General features: G+C 61.5%; 12 protein-coding genes and 2 pseudogenes. 5 read left to right on the top strand and 9 right to left on the bottom strand.

The window, feature by feature from the left end:
• Positions 1-29: 29 nt before the first annotated feature.
• The 4 genes from B0G81_RS08695 to B0G81_RS08680 are packed head-to-tail and all read right to left on the bottom strand — an operon-like array spanning position 30 to position 2,358.
• Positions 30-356: a hypothetical protein gene (locus tag B0G81_RS08695; RefSeq protein ID WP_134134514.1), complete on the bottom strand. Its 327-nt coding sequence runs from the start codon at positions 354-356 to the stop codon at positions 30-32.
• Positions 325-807, bottom strand: a complete 483-nt coding sequence (locus B0G81_RS08690; protein WP_208328520.1) for a hypothetical protein — start codon at positions 805-807, stop codon at positions 325-327. Before B0G81_RS08690 ends, B0G81_RS08695 begins: the two co-directional genes overlap by 32 nt.
• 32 nt (positions 808-839) lie before the next feature.
• Complete coding sequence (locus tag B0G81_RS08685) at positions 840-1,208, bottom strand: BON domain-containing protein (RefSeq protein WP_134134510.1); 369 nt, start codon at positions 1,206-1,208, stop codon at positions 840-842.
• A gap of 28 nt (positions 1,209-1,236) precedes the next feature.
• The gene (locus B0G81_RS08680) at positions 1,237-2,358 is read right to left on the bottom strand and encodes a porin (protein ID WP_134134506.1); all 1,122 of its coding nucleotides are present in this window, start codon (positions 2,356-2,358) and stop codon (positions 1,237-1,239) included.
• A gap of 1,098 nt (positions 2,359-3,456) precedes the next feature.
• On the opposite strand from B0G81_RS08680, the gene B0G81_RS08675 reads away from it, so the two are divergent.
• Together B0G81_RS08675 and B0G81_RS08670 are read left to right on the top strand one after the other, a co-directional pair.
• Positions 3,457-4,515, top strand: a complete 1,059-nt coding sequence (locus B0G81_RS08675) for a 3-keto-5-aminohexanoate cleavage protein (protein WP_134134502.1) — start codon at positions 3,457-3,459, stop codon at positions 4,513-4,515.
• Between the two features lie 171 nt (positions 4,516-4,686).
• Positions 4,687-5,667, top strand: a complete 981-nt coding sequence (locus B0G81_RS08670) for a quinone oxidoreductase (RefSeq protein ID WP_134134498.1) — start codon at positions 4,687-4,689, stop codon at positions 5,665-5,667.
• A gap of 1,144 nt (positions 5,668-6,811) precedes the next feature.
• On the opposite strand, the gene B0G81_RS08665 is transcribed toward B0G81_RS08670, so the two are convergent.
• On the bottom strand, positions 6,812-8,911 hold the full coding sequence (locus B0G81_RS08665; RefSeq protein ID WP_134134493.1) for an EAL domain-containing protein: 2,100 nt from the start codon (positions 8,909-8,911) through the stop codon (positions 6,812-6,814).
• A gap of 912 nt (positions 8,912-9,823) precedes the next feature.
• On the opposite strand from B0G81_RS08665, the gene B0G81_RS08655 reads away from it, so the two are divergent.
• Entirely contained in the window at positions 9,824-10,234 is a 411-nt protein-coding gene (locus B0G81_RS08655; protein ID WP_134134489.1) for a hypothetical protein, read from the top strand.
• A gap of 112 nt (positions 10,235-10,346) precedes the next feature.
• Here the strand turns inward: B0G81_RS08655 and B0G81_RS08650 are convergent, their stop codons facing one another.
• The 4 genes and pseudogenes from B0G81_RS08650 to B0G81_RS08630 form a co-directional block, all read right to left on the bottom strand.
• Entirely contained in the window at positions 10,347-11,375 is a 1,029-nt protein-coding gene (locus B0G81_RS08650) for a PDDEXK nuclease domain-containing protein (RefSeq protein WP_134134485.1), read from the bottom strand.
• A gap of 49 nt (positions 11,376-11,424) precedes the next feature.
• Positions 11,425-11,703, bottom strand: a complete 279-nt coding sequence (locus B0G81_RS08645) for an HU family DNA-binding protein (RefSeq protein WP_134134481.1) — start codon at positions 11,701-11,703, stop codon at positions 11,425-11,427.
• Between the two features lie 192 nt (positions 11,704-11,895).
• Positions 11,896-12,330, bottom strand: coding sequence for an SET domain-containing protein-lysine N-methyltransferase (locus B0G81_RS08640; RefSeq protein WP_134134477.1), 435 nt, complete (start codon positions 12,328-12,330; stop codon positions 11,896-11,898).
• A gap of 457 nt (positions 12,331-12,787) precedes the next feature.
• Positions 12,788-13,812, bottom strand: a pseudogene (locus B0G81_RS08630) (DNA-binding protein).
• 70 nt (positions 13,813-13,882) lie between these two features.
• Here B0G81_RS08630 and B0G81_RS44505 point away from each other — a divergent pair.
• Both B0G81_RS44505 and B0G81_RS08620 read left to right on the top strand, forming a co-directional pair.
• Positions 13,883-14,735, top strand: a pseudogene (locus B0G81_RS44505) (integrase); the annotation flags it as partial.
• Positions 14,736-15,547: 812 nt separating this feature from the next.
• On the top strand, positions 15,548-16,372 hold the full coding sequence (locus B0G81_RS08620; RefSeq protein WP_134134473.1) for an alpha/beta hydrolase: 825 nt from the start codon (positions 15,548-15,550) through the stop codon (positions 16,370-16,372).
• Positions 16,373-17,027 lie beyond the last annotated feature (655 nt).

Below are 17,027 nucleotides of genomic sequence, written 5' to 3'. Positions count from 1 at the left end.
CGTTGGGAAGCACGAGTTCACCGGAACAGTCAGATTGAGCGCTTGGCGAGTGCGCCGATAAACCGAAGCAACTCCAGCGCACGCGCTGCGGCGCGAGACCCTTCGATTTCGGTCAGCGCACCCAGCAGTTCACCCTCCGCAAGGGAATACTTCCGCAGCATGCTGACGACCAGCATCGAGTTGTGGACGATGTCCTCGCTTTCCGAGGTAACGCCACGGCGATGCAGCGCGCAGTTCGCCCAGTGTGTTCCAGCCAGCATCGCTGCCTCGATTTTCATTTCCCAGTCGTCTTCGCCGAGGCAATTCAGTGACGTCTCAATGCGTTCAGCTTTGAGGTGATGATTCGCAATTTTCATACGCGGTGCCCTTCAACGCCTGTTCGAATAGGAACGTGATCTCTCCGAATGCTTGCTCACATTCATCGACGATCGCTTGCACTGGAACACGATCTCCGCGAATGCATGGGTCCCGGTGACTCTCGATGACACGCAACGCTTGCTCGATTTGCCGAATGGCCTGAGGTACGTCCCCCTCGATTTCCGGCCAATCGACGTGGCTCACATCGCCGAGCCCGCGCAACTCGCGCGCATAGCTGCCATTCGGCTGCTTCGCAACGTGCACGCCGGGAATGGTCGAAAACACGGGGTCGTCACGTGTCAGACCCGCGAGATGAAGCGTAGCGTTAAAAACGTTGGTACTCGCGGTCAGAGTCGTCCAGAACCACAATTCGAAGTCAGCCAAGGGGTCGAGGTGCTGTCGAAGCATCGCCAGGCGTCGCACCTTGTCGAGGTGGGAGATGACCTTCATGACAGATTTCTCCGAATGCGGCGAGCGACACGCTACTGGCCGAAAGGCCGCTGCAATGTCACTTTGCTGGTTACCGCCGTCACGCCCGGGACGCTCTTCGCGACCTCGGTGACGGTACTGATCTGCGACGCGTCTGGGACCGTGCCGCTGATCATCACCGCGCCGCCCTTCGCGGTAATACTGATGTCGCCCGCGTCGATTTCCTTGTGTTTCGCAAGCGCCGCGTACACCGTGCGTCGTAGCGCGCGATTCGCTTGCCGCGCGCCTTTGGCCGTCGTGCCGCCAGAAGCTGTCACTGCCTCGCCTGCCGATGCCGAGGCGCCGCCCTGCGCCCACACACCAATCGACGCCACCGCAATTGCAACGCCGAGTGCCATTCTGAGTCCATTCATCGCTTTCATTGTTGATCTCCGTTTCGATTCCGTTGCGTCAGAAGTTGTGACGCAGACCGATCATCGCGGCCGTGGTCGATACGCCCGGTGCGACGATCTGGCCGTACATGATCGTCTGATTCATCGTTCCGCGGTTCGCGACATACCCGACCTGCGCAGAGACGATCGTGCGCTTTGACAGGCTGTATTCCGCGCCCACAGCGTATTCATTCGACTGGTTCGCTGAGTGGTTGCGGTCTTTCAGGTAATAGAAACCGGACGTGATCTTCAGGAACGGGTCGAACTGATAGCCAAGACCGCCAGAAATCATTTCGTAGTCTGATAGGCTCGAGTTCGACGGATTCTTGCCGATACCGTACGACGCCGACACCGATACGCCGCGGATCGTGTACTTCGCGCCAAAATAGTAGAAGCGGTTGTTGTCGAGTCCGCTCGGCGCGGCCGCCGCAAGGTTCGTGTCGTGGGCGTTGTAGTAGACGGCGGACAGATTCAGGCCGTAGTTCGAATACCGGAGCACCGCCGATTCGCGCGTGCCACCTTGAATCTGGCCCGGCACACCGCCCGGTGCGTACTCGAGCGACACCGACGCGCCGTAGAACTTCGGCGTCTGATAGACGAGTGCGTTGCTGTCGTACAGCGCACCGATGGGCACGTTCGTGTTCGTTCCGGGCCAGCCCGCAGCCTGGTTCAGACCGAGCCATGCGCCCAAAATGCTGCCGAAGTACTGCGCCGCGCGCACGTCGGTGTCGGCCATTGCATAGATCATCGGCGTGTACTGCCGCCCGGCGTCGAACGTGCCGAATGGTCCCGAGAGGCCGACCGTCGTCTGCTGATTGAAAACTGCAGCGGCGCCCGTCGTGTCGGGCAATCCGAGCTTGCCGCTGCTACTGTTGAACACTCCCTGCAGCCTGAAGTTGACCTTATAGCCGCCGCCGATGTCCTCGGTTCCCTTCATGCCCCAGAAACTCCCATAGAGACTGCCGTCCTTGATGCCGAACTGGTGCCCGTTGTTACGAGCCTTCGGCGCGAACGACGACGCTGCCGTGCTTTGATAGAAAACGCCCGAATCGATTGCGCCGTAAAACGTGACTGACGACTGCGCATGCACCGCGCCGGCGAATATCGCGAATACCGCTACTCCGCTCCACTTCAGTTTCATCGACGTCTCCTCTGCTTTTTATGATGACTGGACGAGCCCGGCCAGATGCCCCGCCTGTTAAGGGGAGGCGCGGAGTCTTCGATCCCCGCTACCACCGCAATCGGCGCCTGCGTATGTTCCGTGGCGAGAGACCGGACTTGAAGATCGTCCGCTGCCACTTCCTGGCTGTTCTGCAACGGCCCGGCTTACCGACTGAACACTGACAAGCCCGATCATCCTCCGAAATTTTTGTTGTCGACATTAATACTTATACTGAGTCGACCTGCAAGCCAGAACGGTATAAGGCGTCACAGCAGGCGATCACGTTCGGACCCTCAAACCGCGCTGACACGGAAAGCACGGACATGCGGCAGTCGGCGCACGAGTTCGCGAAATCTATTTTTGTCGACATTATTAACTCAAGGAGATACACTGCGAATCACGGTCACCGTGCACTGCTGCCCGCGGCTGATGCAAGTGGATGAATGGAGGAATTCCGATGTTGCCTGCACCGCCATTTTCAAGAAAATGGGTGAACAAAGCCCGTACCGTTCGACGCATTGCGGCATGGATTGCTTCAGAGTTTGTCCCGAGGCGAGATCTCGCTCCAATGACCCACGAAGCGCTTTGCTACGCGTGCATGGTTGGGATCGTGATGCCGCTCGACCGCGACCTCGCCGGCGCATGTGCCTCATTGGCGAAGCCGCAAGGAAGCGCGCTGAGGGACGAGCGATTCATCACGCAGCGCTTGACTTAGTACAGGATCATTCGTGGAACGCCGATTTTCATCAGGATGGCGATCGGAGATTTGGCAGTCGATGCTCCGGCACCCTCGCGCTAGCGGATCACTGTCATGAAAGGTCAAGTGCAAGGCATGCAAAGTAAAGCAGGAAGTGACGCCGGACCAGATCATTTACTGGTCGACTCAGGCACTCATGCATCAATCGCTTAAAGAAGTTGTAAATGCATTGAATGGACGATTCTCTGCTTCCCGAAAGCCAGCCGGCTCTGCTCATTCCAGACGCTCCCGACGAATCGCAACGGCACGCCGGCGCCACATCGCGCCTTCTCATCTAGTTCGACATACTCAATATTCACATCCCAATCCGGAGACTCCTCATGAACTTCCTTGACGGCCACCTGTATCCTGAGAACCAACAGCCCCTGATCATCACAGCCGCTCCCTATGCGCCGGGCTGGATTCCCTCAGACTTCCCGGAAGACATCCCTGTCACGATGGAAGAGCAGATCCAGAAGGCGGTGGATTGCTACGAAGCCGGCGCCACCGTACTGCATCTGCATGTGCGCGAACCCGATGGCAAGGGCAGCAAGCGCCTGTCGATGTTCAATGAACTGATCGCCGGCGTGCGCTCACGCGTGCCGGAAATGGTCATCCAGGTGGGCGGCTCCATCAGCTTCGCGCCGGAATCCGAGGGCCAGGCCGCCCAATGGCTCAGCGATGACACGCGGCATATGCTCGCCGAACTCGATCCGAAGCCCGACCAGGTCACTGTCACCGTCAACACGACGCAGATGAATGTGACAGAGCATGCCGGCATGGACGACTTCAAGGGAGTTTCGCGAGGGTTTCCGCACCTCTACGCGACTTACAAGGACATGATCGTGCCTTCGAATCCGAGTTGGGCCGAAGAGCACATCCGGCGCCTGACAGCCGCCGGAATTCAAAGCGAGTTTCAGTGTTACAACATCAACAGCTTTGAAACGATCGAGCGGATGATTCGCCGCGGCGTCTACAAGGGGCCACTGGTGATGAACTGGGTGGCCATTAGCGGCGGCATGGATCAGGCAAACATTTATAACCTCGCCAATTTCCTGCGCGCTGCCCCCGACGGCGCGGTGGTTACAGTCGAGAGTTCAGTGCTGAATGTGCTGCCCGTCAATATGATCGGCATCGCTCTTGGTCTGCATGTGCGGTGCGGCATCGAGGATGTGCTCTGGAATCAGACCCGCACGGGCAAGATGAGCTCTGTTGAGCAGATCAAGCAATTGGTGCGTATTGCCGGCGAATTTGGTCGCCCTATAGCGACAGCGCAACAGGCACGCGAGATCATGAAAATCGGGGTCTTCTACGAGACCGCGGAAGAGACGCTTCAAGCCAACGGCTTCGCACCCAATCGTAAAGGTGGCAACCAGGGATTCCTGCGCAAGCCGGCCTGAAGGTCCTAAGGGAATTGACATCAAAGCTGTAAGAACCGCCCGGAATTTTCTGGAGACGGATTCAATCCGAATCGCCCCCAACATCGACCAGGGTTTTGGTGCGATCAGGGGTGAAGCAACGGCGAACTAGTCGCAGGCAGTCTGCGGCATCGATACATGACAGGAGACAACATGGCGAAAGTCGTCAAATTCTACGAGACCGGCGGCCCCGAGGTCCTTCGCTTTGAGGACGCCCACGTTGGAGAGCCAGGACCCGGAGAGGTGCGTGTCCGTCACGTGGCAGTGGGCGTTAACTTTGCCGATACGTACTTTCGCGGAGGCACCTATGAGGTTCCCCTCCCCAGCGGCCTGGGCAACGAGGCAGCCGGCGTAATCGAGGCTATCGGCGCTGGCGTGACGCATCTGGTGGTCGGCGACCGTGTGACCTACACGGGCTTCATCAACACGCTCGGCGCCTACAGTACGGAGCGCCTGATTTCCGCCGCGCTGCTGATCAAGCTGCCCGAGGCCATCAGTTGCGAGGCGGCGGCGGCCATGACCATGCGGGGCTTGTCCGCTGCCTATCTGGTTCGCCGTATCTACCCTTTCAAGGCTGGCGACGCCGTACTGCTTCATGCCGCGGCAGGCGGCGTAGGTCTGATCGTCTCACAGTGGGCCAAATTGCTTGGCCTCACGGTGATCGGCACGGTATCGACCGACGCCAAAGCTGAAATAACACGCGCGCACGGCTGCGATCACACGATTAACTACAGCCACGAGGATGTGGCCACGCGTGTGCGGGAACTGACCGGCGGAGTAGGCGTGTCCGTCGTCTTCGATAGCGTGGGCAAGGCGACCTTCATGGCTTCGTTAGACTCCCTCAAGCGCCGCGGCCTGATGGTCTGCGTCGGCACCGCATCCGGCAAAATTCCGCCATTCGATCCGCAGATTCTGGCGCGCAAGGGCTCTCTTTACCTGACACGTCCGGGGCTGGCCGACTACATCGCCGATCCAGCCGAAAAGGCAGAACTGGTCGATGAATTATTCGGCCACGTGGCGGCAGGGCGCATCCGCATTGAGATCAACCAGCGGTATGCGTTGCAGGACGCGGTGCAGGCACATCAGGATCTTGAGGCTCGAAAAACGACGGGTTCCTCCATCTTCGTCATTTGAGTGTGGCAGCCTGGTTGCGTGGCAACGATCGGCGCGCTCGATGAAACTCTCATCATCATCTCGGTCCCGCGATGCTCGCATCGGACGCGGCACCGGGACGCGTGCAGCCGCCGCTTGGCTGACCTCGACGCCGTTTGCGTCGAAGCACCGTCTCAACCTGCATCGGAGCGCGATAAATGGTTTCGCGTTTTGGAATTTACTTGAAGAACTCGGTTGAGGAGCAGACGTGACCAGTCTAAAGATTCGCTCCATCGCTTGCGAGTCAGAGCAAGCGGCGCGCGTCGTGAATGTCGCTGAACCTCCGCAAACTTCGGGGATTCACCTAGCCGATAGCCCAAAACCTTCTTTGGAGATCGAAGTTTTCCTCGATTTCATCTGTCCGTGGTGTCTGATTGGCGTGCGCAATTTGCGTGTCGCCATGAAACGCTTGAACCAACTGAGACCGGAGGCCGAGCTAAAAGTCGAAGATTCTCGGGCTAGACGAAAGCGCGAGAAGCCGGATCAATGCGGTGTATGTGACGGCAATTTTCATGGGTGGCGCATGTGGCTCGGCGGTTGCAAGCGTAGCGTGGGTACATGGAGGATGGTCGGCAGTATGCGTCTTCGGACTTGTCGCCGCGCTGTTGCCACTCGTACTTCACGTGGCATATCTCCGACGCAAAAGTTTCGGTGCCGGACCAGTTCCGAATCCATCAGCCACCACGGATGGTCCGGTCAGATGTTGAATGCGGTCATTTCTGCCGGCCTTACCGAGTGTTTCCTGTGGCCGATGACCGGCCCAGCATTGGACTTTTACGAGGGTCCTCTGACAGAGTCCGAGCGGCCACTCGAATGACTAAGCGACGAGGAAAGTGAACGGCAACTCCTGGCCGCGCTCTGCCTGACGGCGACCGGCGGCACCAGACCCGTTTCGAACTCTCTGGCCCCGGCCTCCTCGACCGCAGCTTTTGGCGTATGGTCGCCGCGCATTCACTCGGGCAGGTCAGTTGGCGGGCCCTTTGTTGCGCTGCGAAAACTCTCCGCGTCGCTTCCCGCGCTGCCTGAATCGCGCACGTCCCTTGCCCTGCTCATCGTCTCGGTCGCGGCTCATAGGCTGAGGCTATCGATACCAGCTCGGAACCAGGGCCGGCACCGGTGCCCGCCCTCACCCTGTCGGCGTGGCGCGGGCGCGCTCGGTGCAGATGATCCGGTCCGAGGCGCACCGGAGGAACGCAAGGAATTCGGCGGCGGGCAACGGCCGGCTCAACAGGAAGCCTTGCACCTGATCGCAGGCAAGTTTCCCGAGCGTCCGGAATTGCGACTCCGTCTCGACACCCTCCGCCACGACCTCGATCTGCAACGCGCGCGCGAGTGTCACGACGGCGGACAGCAAGGCGCTGCCGCGCTCGCCGCCAGCGTCGAGATCGTGCATGAACGAGCCGTCGATCTTGATCTGGTCGAATCTGAATCGCTGCAGATAGCCAAGGCTCGAATATCCGGTGCCGAAATCGTCGATGGCGACGGTGTAGCCGCGCGACTGCAGCGCTTCGATCGTGCGGCTCGTCTTCTCGATGTTCTGCATCGCGGTCGTTTCCGTGATCTCGAACATCAGGCGACACGGATCGACCCCCGCTGCGCCGATCAGCGCATCGATGCGGACCACCAGATCCGGCACGTTGAACTGGATCGGCGAAAGATTCACGGCCACGGAAATTGGGGGCAGCCCTTGCGCGTCCCATACCGCAATATTGCGACAGACCTCGTGCAGTACCCAGTCGCCAATCTCGACGATGAGGCCCGAGCGTTCGGCGATGGGGATGAATTCGAGCGGAGGAATGTCGCCCAGTTCGGGATGACGCCAGCGGAGCAGTGCCTCGACGCCCGTCACCAACTGCGATTCGACGCGAAACTTCGGCTGGAATGACATGCTGAGTTCGCCGCCGCTCAAGGCGCGATGCAGATCGCGTTGCAGGATCAGCGACCTGAGCGCGGTGTGGTTCATCTGCGGTTCGAACACGCGAAACGTGTTACGCCCGCTTTGCTTGGCGGCGTACATCGCGGCATCCGCGCTATGCAGCAGTTCGTCGGCGTTGCCGCCGTCGCGGGGATAGAACGCGATGCCGATGCTCGCGCTCACGCGAAGCGGCAATCCGTTGACGACGATCTCCTGGCTTAGCCGCCGCAGGACGCCATTTGCCACCGCCGCGGCGGACGACGCTTCGGCCACGTTCTCGACCACGATCACGAACTCATCTCCGCCAAGCCGGGCGACCATATCGGTATGGCGCAGGTCCTTGCGCAGACGCTCCGCGCACACTTGCAGCAAGTCGTCGCCCACGCCGTGGCCGAGCGAGTCGTTGACCGACTTGAATCCATCGAGGTCGATGAAGAGCACGGCGAATGGCGATGCTCTGCGCGCGCATTCGGCGACCGCCTGCGCGATATGCAACGATAATTGCTGGCGGTTCGGCAGATCCGTCAGCGCATCGTGCGTGCCAAGGTAATGCAGTTGCCGGTTCGCGCGCCCGAGGGAGATGGACAGGCTGTTCGTATGGAAGCCGAGCAATCCGAGCGTGCCGACCAGCACGATGAACGACGTCACCGTCACCACGAGCGCAAGCCAGTTCGCGTCGAGCTTATCGCCGGACAGGCAAAGGCTGCCGGCGGCGAAGTTGGCCGCGCTCATGCCGAGATAGTGCATGCCTGTAATCGCGATCGCCATGACGAAGGCCGCGCCCAGCCGCTTAACGACGAGGTTCTCGGCGTCCGATGTGCGCAGCGTGAAGGCGAGCCAGAGCGCCGCCACCGAAGCGGCGATCGCCACGGCCACCGAAAGCGCGACTTTCCAGATCGTGTATCCGATTCCCGGTGACATCTGCATCGCGTGCATGCCGGTGAAGTGCATCGCGGCGACGCCGAGGCCCATGATTGTCCCGGCGACGCACAGACGCCTGTGCGACAGCGCGCCGCGGCTGGCAGTGGCAAGCGCAATCAGAGACACGCTGATCGCAAGGAACAGGGATACCGCGGTAGTAGAGAAATCGTAGCCAATCTCGATTGGCAGCGAAAACGCGAGCATGCCGATAAAGTGCATCGACCAGATGCCGACGCCCATCGACACGGCACCACCGACGAGCCATAGCGGCCGCCGTTTCTCGCTCGCGAGCGCATTCAGGCCGCCGGACAGTTCCACCGCCGTATAGGACGCGAGGAATGCGACCACGAGCGACAGGCAGACCAGCAGCGGGTTGTAGACACCAGTCATCGGCCCTCTCTCCTGTTCCTTATCGGTCTTGTGTGACTGCTTCCTCCCGCGCTTCGAACCGGCTCTGGCGAGCCACGCGCATCGGCGCGCGGCTCGCATTGCTTCGCTGTTCTATCGACAGATTGACGGAAAACTTTATGCTTCGGCCCGAATCAGGAGCGGTTCATACAAGACCGGAAGGCTTCATTCGTGCGCGTGCGAATGTCGCGTATCGAGGAAAGGGGATGTCGGATGCCCCGCTTTGCCGCCGCCAGGATGAGCCGCGGGCCGAGCGCGGCGATTGCACCCGCCGTGATGCGATCGATCCACCACCGAGCACGCGTTGACGTTCGGCCTTTACGCCAGACTCACCGGTCGGTCCCTGTGTGACTGTCCAGCGCGTGCGCGCGGACACATGGTATGCATCGAACTCATCCCGCGTCACGACCGACCGCGGGCACCTCCCGCTGGTGTGCCGTGACGCCCGCGCCTTCACTCTCCGCGCACCAGCCCGGACAACCGGTCGCCCGGTTGCGGCAGCGCTTTGGCCGCACCGCGGCCGTCGCGGCGCCACCGCCAACAGCCCACCGCCCGTCACGATCACACCAGCGTCCTCGCATAATTCACGCGCAGCAGCGGACCGTCTTCCACGACCCATCCCGCACCGCCATCTGCACCATCGCGGTCATCACCCTCATTCAATGCCCATAGCTGCTGGCGCCGGCACATCGGTTTCGCTCAAAGAATTTTTAGCGAAGCGGACGTGGATTTCGTGCCGTGCCTGCGACCATCCCGGCGTGCCGCTTCCGCTTCGCTAAAAATCCTCTGCATTATCAAAACTGCATTTAATGGCCGGAATCCGGGGTCGTTGCACTCAACCTCCGGCCCGGCGGGCCTCTCCACTTACCTCTCTACCGCTTTTCGTCCCTGATCATGGCCAACCGGTCGCTGCCCCTCGCCATGACGCGCGCCTATAGCCGCACCGACTTCACCGCGCTGCGCGCCTACGTTCAGCGCGTGCCGCCGGCGACGACCGCGCGTCTGTACTTCACCGATGACAGCGACGGCAACGCGCCAGGCGCGGGCTGGGTCGCGACTTACCTGCGACAGATGCAGGCCGATCTCATGGACCTCGCCATCGAGCACGGCTCACCCGTTCTCGCTGACCACCTGAAAGCGTCGGCGCGCGCACACGGCAGCGCACGGCTCATGTCCGTCAGCCTCAAGATGGTCAAGCAGGCGGCCGCGCTCGCCGCGGAGCGGCCCGACGCTGCGCATCCGGTTGGCATGTGGTTCCGTCCACTGGCGTCCAATGAAGGAAAATTGAGAGCGTTTTCGAACTAAAAATTGCAGCGGCTACTGCGAAAATCGCAACCACGCTGAGCCGCTACACCAACGGTTGGCGGGGCAACCCGTTAGTCCCCATGCTGAAACACAGCGCGTGCCGCCATCGCTTCTACGACTTGTTCGGAAGTCTGAGCCGTGCCGTCTCAATTGACTGGTGAAGTTTGGCCTGCAACGTCTCGCGCGACGGCAGCGCGGTCAGATATTCGGCGACGTGAATGCCGCTCTTGCCCAGTTCGAGCAGTTCTATCTGCTCCTGTTTCTTTCCGGCGCAGAGGATAATGCCAAGAGGCGGCAATTCACCCGGCTCCTGCTCATGCTTTGCGAGCCAGCGAAGATAGAGTTCCATCTGGCTTTTGTGTTCGGCCTTGAAAGCACCGAGCTTCAGTTCGACGGCCACCAGCCGCTTCAGCTTCCGGTTGTAAAACAACAGGTCGATGTAGAAATCGTCGCTATCGATCTGTAGCCGCTTCTGGCGAGCCACAAACGTAAAGCCGGCGCCGAGTTCAAGCAGGAATTGCTCCATTTCACGGAGGATGGCGTCTTCGAGATCCTTTTCGAGGTAGTGATCATTCAGGCCGAGGAAATCGAGCACATACGGATCTTTCAGCAAAACGTCTGGCTGCACACGCTGTTCCTTTCGCAACTGCGCCAGGTCATGCTGGATGGCTTCTGCTGGCTTGCGCGAAATCGCGCTGCGTTCGAACAGCATCGAATTCATCCGTTCCTGCAGTTGCCGGGACGACCAGCGCTCGAGCCGGCAGAGCTCAAGGTAGAAGTCGCGCTTCAATGGGTCGTCGATATAGATCAGCGTCTTGATGTGCGTCCAGCTCAATTCTCTCCGCGCTGCGGAGAGAATTGCCTCGTCCGTAAAAATCTCCGCGGCGCGCAGACAATGCCGCAGTTGCTGTTCACTCCAGCCACGGCCGTATTCGGCGGTCAGGGCATGTGCGAGCGATGCAATTACCTGCTGCCCGTATTCTGCACGGACGCCGCCTAGCACCTCTGCATGGATACAGCGCCCAACCCGCCAGTACAGCAGGGTGAGCTCGGCGTTCACCGCTGCGGCCGTGCGCTCACGTGCCGAATCGATCAGGAGCCGGACTTCGTTCAGCAGTGGTGCGGCCGTCAGCGCACTCATGCGGGCCGTACACTGCCCGCTGGCAGGAGAAAATGCATCGTCGCGCCACTCACACTGCGTTCACGGCGCTTTTGAACGCCTTGCCTGCGGTGAACTTCACGGTCGTTGCCGCAGGAATCTGCATCTCCGCGCCGGTGGCGGGGTTACGACCAATCCGTGCGGCGCGCGCGCCTGTCGTAAATGTACCGAATCCGACCAGTTGCACGCCTTCGCCTTTGGCAACCGCCCCCGTCACTGCCGCGAGGAGCGCATCGACTGTGCCTGCGACGGCCACCTTGCTGTTTCCGGTCGCGGCGGCGACGGTATCAACGAGTTCCTGCTTGTTCATGGTTTTCGTTTCCTTTGAAACGGGCACTGCGATCGCGTTGCCCAATGTGAGAGAAAGATACGTTACCGGAGCCGGGGCTGAAGGGCAAACTGGGGGTGTTTTCCGGGCTGCACGTCAAATTCCCTCCGCAGCGCGGAGATAATCGTTGCGTCGGCCAGGAAAGGCGCTTTCAGCCTCACAACAACGACCCGGTCAGGCTAGCATCGAGTCCGTGTACTTCTTCGCCCCACAGCGACACACGTAGTCAGCGACAATTTCTGGGGACTTCGCCTCATCGATCGTGAGTCCATAGGCGATAAACAGCTCGTCGCCCGGTTTCACACTCCTGATTGCCTCGATGAAAACGCGCCCGCGCTCGTCCTCGATCGCCTCACAGTTCAGCCTGCACGAATGGTTCAGCCAGCGAGCACTATTGCCGCCCGCGCTGCCGTCAATCACGCGTCCGTCAGCCAGGCCGAAGAGAAACGTGTGGCCGGGCGTTCCAGAACGCCTGTGCCTGGCAGCGGCTTGCCGCCAGGAGGTGACTTCACCGCGATATTCGAGGATCCGCTCGCCAGCGGCGATAGCCTGCAGCGCGAAAACGCCCCGCCCATGAATGGAAGATTTCCTGACTGTCACACGCCGCACTTCCTGACCCCCGCTTCCTTGATGGCAGCGAGCATATCGGGCGCTGCGTGGCACTGCAACAGCCCCGTTACGTTCAGAACAGACTGGTCTGACGGGGGTCCCGCTCTGGCGGCCGGGAAGCGGCGTACGGCCAGGCCGTCGGTTGCGGCCACGGATATTTCGCACCCGCTGCAGGTGGGCCAGCATCAGGCAGCCCGCTGCCCCATCACTGAAACGCAGCTCGAACAGCCCGGTTTCGCCATGCGCGCACCGCCCTGTCGCGCGAAACGACAGGCGCAGACCGCGCGACTTCGCACGCGCAATCATCTGCGTGCGGCTCATACCCTGCCAGCAGTCAGCGATGAAAGCCTTCACGGTCCAGGCAACGACTCATGCGCGATGCCCACGGGGAGCGCCAGCCCGGTGAGTAGATAGATATCCGCCATGCAGCGACTTTCCGGAATGCAGTGATCTCTGTTTATACCGCTTTTTTGCGACGTAGTCCCGGTTTGGCCGCATCCGCAGCGCGCGACGGGCGCGTCGCACGCGGGGAGTTCTTGCTCTTGGAAGGAACAGCGGAACGATGCGGGTCTCTCGCTCGCGCCTGAGCATCCCGGGCCGCGTTGAGCTCCGTCTGCAACCGCGTGTTCTCCGCCTCAGCCGCATCGAGCCGCCCCTGCAGGACGCCCGTTTGATGACGCATGTCGCCCAGTTGCGCCTGCAGGGTGTCAACTGCCCGGCGGTGGTCCGCATCCTTGCGGTCCGCGCGGCGCGCGGCTTCGTCGATCTCTTTCTGCAGCTTCGCCGCATGGCCCCGCTCGCGGTCGATCTCCAGCAGGGCACGTTTCTCGGACGCCCTGAGCCGATCCTCGGCCCGGTCGGCCGCTTCGCGCTGCTTTTCCAGATCCCGTGAAAAGCCTTCCCTCACTTCCACGAGTTCGCGATCGCGGGCCGCCAGCGCGTCTCTGAGTCGCGCGAGCTCCGCTTCGAGTGACTGTCGCTGCCCGTGAGCTTCAGCCTGCTCCTTTTCCAGCTCCCGAACCTCGACCTGCGCGGCCAGCAGCGCCGCGGTGCGCTGCTCGAGTGCGGTCTCGGTACGACCCAGTTCGTCGCGGCGGCGACGACCGACTGTTGCGCCTCGACGCGTTGTGCCTCGAGTCCTTCGCGCAACGCACCGAGCGCGGCTTCCGCTGACGCGCTCGCGCGCTGCCAGAGCGGGACGACCAGTTCGCCGGCGGCCGCGCCGAGATCGGCGGGCAGGTCCGGATGCGCGATGCACACACGGCTTTTTTCGCGCAGTTCGGTCCAGAACTCACCGAGCACCTGCGTGGGCGTGCTCATGCTGCCCCGCTTCACCAGTTGGTAAAGCCGGTTCGCGGTCGGCGTGATGCCGAAGCGGAAGAATAGCAGCGCGCAGACCTCGCGGTACAGCTCGCGCGTCTTCGGAAACGCGGCCTTCAGGCGGTCGATTTCGACGGCGAGGCGAGTCTCGTCATGGACCATCGCGTGACACCCTGAGCCAGATCCGCCGCGTCCCCGACCATGAAAACCACCCTGCCCGCCCCCGCGCCCGATCGAGACGCTCGAAGAACTGCCCGCCGCGCCCGATGGCCGCCACGGCACGAACCGCGCAACCGGCCACATGCAGGTCGCCGCTGATACCGACCTCGACGCAATCCGCGCATGGCTCGCCCGCTTCGTCGAGACGAAGACGACGTTCGACAACTACCGCAAGGAAGCCGAACGGCTGCTACGGTGGTCCACCCTGCAGGTGGCCAAACCGCTCTCCTCGCTCACGCACGAGAACCTGCTTGTCTAGCAGCACTTTCTCGCCAATCCGCAACCGGCAGCGCGCTGCACCGCCGATGGCGGACGCAAGCACCCGCGCAACGATTCGCGCTGGCGGCCGTTCTACGGCCTCCTCTCGGCGTCGAGCCAGCGGCAGGTCATGGTGATCCTCAACGTCATGTTTGCGTGGCTGGTGCAGGCGGGGTATCTGGCCGGCAATCCCCTGTCGCTGTCGCGCCAGCGCGCACGTCGGGCCAGGCGACGCATCGTCTGGTATCTGTCGCCTGACCTGTGGCTTGAGGTCAAAACGTACATTCACGGCATGCCCACGCAGACCGCTCGCGAGCGTGAGCATCACGCCCGCGCGCGCTGGCTTTTTACCCTGCTCTATCTGGGTGGCCTTCGTATCACTGAGGTCAGCACAAACACGATGGGCCGGTTTTTCTGTCGGAGCGACGAAAACGGCCAGGATCGCTGGTGGTTCGAAGTGATGGGCAAAGGTGGCGAGGAGCGACTGGTACCGGCTACTGCGGAAATGGTGATGGAACTTGGCACGTACCGGCGGGCAGGTCCACGGACTACTAGCACTGTCCTCGCCGGGTGAGGACACGCCGCTGGTGCTGCCGGTCGGCCAGTCACTCGCCGGCATCGCGAAACCGACGAGAAAACACCGGATTGACCGGTAACGCTCGACGCGACCCGGACGATGACGGCGAGAGGTCGACTCCGGCGCCACTATCCCCTGCCCCGGCCGGCGGCAAAAGCCTTAAGCATGCGGACCTGGTCAGCACCGGCGGGGAACCAGAATTGCGCTTCGAGCGCTTCCCACGTGGTCGCACAGGCGACCTGCCGTGTAACCCAGTGCGAGCCTCATGGAAGACCGTGTTTGCGGTGTGGCGGGCACGCGACGGCGACAGACCGTTAGTTGCATTAGTTCGTTCAAGTGGGACCGCAAGGTGAGCCTTTACGGGAGAGCAACCGCCTTCTGAAGGCAATCGGTTGTCAGGCCCGTGGATTTCTTCACAGACGCGTGCGTTCGATTCCGGATAAAGAGAGGCCGCCCTTGACCTATTGGTCCACTGGACCTCACTGTTGCGAACGATGTCTTCCGCACGTACTGCAAGTTGCAGGTGTTGTTCAATAACGGGTAAGCAGATCGACCGCGTCCTGATCGGGTCGGCCCACGGCTTGCCCTCACCTGTCGAATCGCGTGTCTTACGTGCCTGGCGCGATAATAATGAACAGGGCGCGTCGTTTGCCGATTGGCGTCGCTCAGGCGCGGGTCCTGAGGTCAGATCGCACGCCGTGCTCCATCCGCTCGACGATGCGTCACTCACGGGCACGCGCGAAGACCTATGCCGCGTTGATCCGCAACCGCAGGACTGTCGCTGCGAAGAGCGCGCCGCAGCCTTGATTTTCGATAACGACCGCAGATTGCAACATGCATGTAATGGCGCGACGAAGCTTCATTTCACTGTCACTGACCGCATGCGCGGCCGGCGTGATCGCTTGTCGGGCGCGCAAACACGACGAGCCGGGCGGTATCGCCTACGGCAATGCACCCTGCCAGCGGCTCGACGTATATATGCCCGAGCCCGGCAGCCGCACCCACCACCCCGTGGTCGTCTATTTCTACGGCGGAGCCTGGCAGAGTGGCGACCGCTCGGATTCACGCGGAGTGGCGCAAGCGCTTGCCGCGCGAGGCATCGTTACGATCGCAGCGGACTACCGCAGCTATCCGGAGACCGTCTTCCCCCGCTTTCTCGACGATCCTGCTGCCGCCGTGCGCTGGACGCACGACCACGTGCGCGAGTTTGGGGGCGATTCCGGACGCATTTTCGTGATGGGACATTCCTCCGGCGCGCATATCGCCGCGATGCTTGCGACCGATCCGCGCTATCTGGCCGCGCAGGGCATGTCGAATTCATCGCTGTCCGGGATGATCGGACTCGCGGGTCCGTACGCCGCGATCCCGACGAGCGACCCTCACATGGACGAGATCTTTCCGGCAGCATTACGCCAGCGCGCGCTGCCGATCGCATTCGTCACCGGAAACGAGCCGCCGATGCTGCTCGCCACCGGCACGGCGGATACCGATGTCGATCCCCATAACAGTGATCGCTTCGCAGGCGCGCTGCGCGCGCATCACGACGTCGTCGAACTGAAAAAATATCAGGGTTACGGTCACGATACGATCGTCGAGTCGTTTTCGGCGGCGCAGAATACGGTCTCGCCGGTTCTGGCCGACGTCATAACGTTCATCGACGCGCACTGAAGAGGCCAATCGATAGTTGCGCAGGGTTTCGGCACTCAAACATGATTGACCGCAATTGCCCGACCCGCCCGATACCGGGGACGTTAAAACACGTCGAGACTTGACGAACCGCAAGGTCTGCGATCCGACTCGCAGATTGCAGCGTAGCGTGACCGGTCGGCATCGCCGCCCGCGTAGGTAAGCGTTAGCGACGAACCTCCGTGCGGAGAATCTTTCGTGTCCAGGGCGTTCGCGTTGGTCTCGCTGCGCTCTGCGAGGACGCAACCGGCAGTCCGTGCCTGCGCGATAACGAATACTTCGGTCAAATACGCTGCCTAGGTGGTGCGGTCCACCCTGCCGGTTCCTGCTGAGGCGCAGGCGGGTATCAGAGTCGAGCAGACGCTTGGTAACGCCGCTCAAGGACAATTGATCGGCCATAGCTGACGGTCGGTGATGGGCGGCGTGCGGCTGCTGCACATTCCGTCGCAGACATTCGCAAACTGGCGGCGGCGAATGACAGCTCGCACCGTCGTCGAATGGGTGTTCACGACCCCGAACGGCCTATCATGTTATGTCAGTGAACGACTGCTGCGCATCCGCGAACAGTCGTTCGCGACCAACAGGTTTCCGAGTAGAAGGGCACGAGCAGATTGCATCTGACCTTGACTGTGCTCCG

Origin of the sequence: Paraburkholderia sp. BL6665CI2N2, assembly GCF_004366535.1 — a bacterium.
In the GTDB taxonomy this organism is placed as follows: Bacteria; Pseudomonadota; Gammaproteobacteria; order Burkholderiales; family Burkholderiaceae; genus Paraburkholderia.
This window is presented reverse-complemented; position numbering and strand designations above follow the sequence as displayed.

Bases quoted from the DNA above. Each gene is read 5' to 3' on its own strand.
- B0G81_RS08620 (WP_134134473.1), top strand. From the start codon at position 15,548: ATGGCGCGACGAAGCTTCATTTCACTGTCACTGACCGCATGCGCGGCC.
- B0G81_RS08650 (WP_134134485.1), bottom strand. From the start codon at position 11,375: ATGAGTGCGCTGACGGCCGCACCACTGCTGAACGAAGTCCGGCTCCTG.
- B0G81_RS08665 (WP_134134493.1), bottom strand. From the start codon at position 8,911: ATGACTGGTGTCTACAACCCGCTGCTGGTCTGCCTGTCGCTCGTGGTC.
- B0G81_RS08690 (WP_208328520.1), bottom strand. From the start codon at position 807: ATGAAGGTCATCTCCCACCTCGACAAGGTGCGACGCCTGGCGATGCTT.
- B0G81_RS08670 (WP_134134498.1), top strand. From the start codon at position 4,687: ATGGCGAAAGTCGTCAAATTCTACGAGACCGGCGGCCCCGAGGTCCTT.
- B0G81_RS08680 (WP_134134506.1), bottom strand. From the start codon at position 2,358: ATGAAACTGAAGTGGAGCGGAGTAGCGGTATTCGCGATATTCGCCGGC.
- B0G81_RS08685 (WP_134134510.1), bottom strand. From the start codon at position 1,208: ATGAAAGCGATGAATGGACTCAGAATGGCACTCGGCGTTGCAATTGCG.
- B0G81_RS08695 (WP_134134514.1), bottom strand. From the start codon at position 356: ATGAAAATTGCGAATCATCACCTCAAAGCTGAACGCATTGAGACGTCA.
- B0G81_RS08655 (WP_134134489.1), top strand. From the start codon at position 9,824: ATGGCCAACCGGTCGCTGCCCCTCGCCATGACGCGCGCCTATAGCCGC.
- B0G81_RS08645 (WP_134134481.1), bottom strand. From the start codon at position 11,703: ATGAACAAGCAGGAACTCGTTGATACCGTCGCCGCCGCGACCGGAAAC.
- B0G81_RS08675 (WP_134134502.1), top strand. From the start codon at position 3,457: ATGAACTTCCTTGACGGCCACCTGTATCCTGAGAACCAACAGCCCCTG.